This window comes from Kitasatospora sp. NPDC001175, from assembly GCF_053598215.1.
Window position 1 is genome coordinate 1 of record NZ_JBSFJU010000203.1, and the last position, 1,787, is coordinate 1,787.

At 66.9% G+C, this 1,787-nt stretch carries 1 protein-coding gene; it reads right to left on the bottom strand.

All coding sequences use genetic code 11. From position 1 onward, the window contains the following. Positions 1 to 478 precede the first annotated feature (478 nt). Positions 479 to 1,612, bottom strand: coding sequence for an RICIN domain-containing protein (locus ACWDAK_RS41145; protein WP_344641433.1), 1,134 nt, complete (start codon positions 1,610 to 1,612; stop codon positions 479 to 481). Between the last annotated feature and the right edge of the window lie 175 nt (positions 1,613 to 1,787).

Below are 1,787 nucleotides of genomic sequence, written 5' to 3' on the forward strand. Positions count from 1 at the left end.
CACGACGGCGAGCGGCAAGCTCGCGCTGTTCCAACAGCCCAACGACCGACGGCATCCCCGACCTCCACCGAAGTGACGACACGACACGTCACCACTGCCACGGGACCGCCGACCCTATGCCTGACCAGCGAGAACGCAGCGATCAAGCCCGGAGAGACAACAGCCACTGAGGAGCGTGCCATCAGCGGCGACCTTCGCCCATAGGGTCACGGTCGACTCTCCACTGGCCCTGGAGGCCCGCGGAACGGCTGAAGCGGGGCGGTCGTTGGCCAGGGCCAGCGAGGACTGCGGCGTACGGCTGAGGCCTCAGCGGAAGCCGCTACGAGGCGCCCATCAGGCCGAGGCCGGAGCAGATCAGGAACACCATGGCCTGCATCATCGGCCTCTGCGCCCGCTGTCGAGACCGCCTTCGACGCGAGAGGACGGCTCCCGAACCCGGCCGTGGCCGCGGGTTCGGGAGCCGATGGTGCGCTCTCCGTCAGTAGGCGTAGGTGCCCCATATCTGGGTGTTCAGGTTCCAGGAGCATGGTTCGGCGGTCAACTGGTTGCCTGAGCCGTTGTCGTTGAGGCACTTGGTCCAGTCGGCCGTTGAGTGGATCTTGGACCAGCCGTCGCCGGCGTCCTCGAACCCCCACTGGGAGTTGCCGCTGCCGTCGTAGTGGTACATCTGCACCGAGCGGTTGTCGTTGCCGTTGAGGTTGAGGACCTGCCCGTCGTGGAGACGCGAGGTCAGTGCGTAGTTGTATCCGCTCTTGTGGTCGAGCCGCCAGCCTTGCGAGGCCTCGTTGGGGTCGTGCTGCCCCCATGACTGGATCTTGTTGCCGTCACCGGACTGGCCCTGGGCGGAGTCCACGGCCCGGTAGGTGGCGCGGTTGATGATGGTGATCCAGGAGCCGTCGGGGAGGTTTCCACGCTGACCGTTGCTGCTGGCCCCGTGGTCGCCGGGGGTGCCCCACACGCTGCCGGGGCGGTTGTAGCTGACGAAGTCGACGCTCTTGTTGTTGAAGTTCGGGTCGCGGCCGGTGGAGGAGGGGGCCGGTGCGGAGCTTGAGCCCCAGTACGTGGAGGTCTGCCCGCCCTGTCCGTACCCGTAGTAGTACCAGAATCCGCCGTGGTTCTGCGGGAACACCAGCACGCCGTACTTGTAGCCGTTGATGTCGATGGTGTTGTAGGCGGCTCCGCTGTCGTCCCAGGTGCCGTGGTCCTCGCCGAGGTAGAAGACGACGGCGGCGTCCTGGCCGTCGGAGTCGTAGCGGACCTGGTCGAGCACCTCGTTGATGCCTTCGATGTACTGCTTGCCGCTGATGTTCCTGAACAGGTTGATGACGTCGTTGAGCACCTCGGCGGGGTTGACCGACTTGACGAACTGTGCGCTCATCTGGTTCTGCCGGGGCGCCGGGGTGACGTGTGCGGTGGCGGCAGAACGGGGCGGGTCGGCCTTGTGCTCGCCACGCGCCCACGCCTTCTCCTCGGCGCTGACGTGGTGGATCTTGGCGGTGTGCGGCGGCCCGGCCTTGGCCGGAGCGGCGGCCCTCGCCTCGGTGGCGGCGAAAGCGCTGAGCAACGTGGTCACGGCGGCGGCCGTGATGAGTTTCTGTGTGATGGAGACCATGCGGCCCATGGTCGAGAGCAGCGATCAACGCGAGATCAACACCTGATACATGTGCGTTGACAGCCCGTTCATCGACACCAGGTCGATGACCCTGCTCATGACCCGCCGCCTGGCCCGGCCACGCCCTTCGCGAGCGTGAACCGGCCCGGCGCCGGCTCGGCCAGCCAACCGCGGG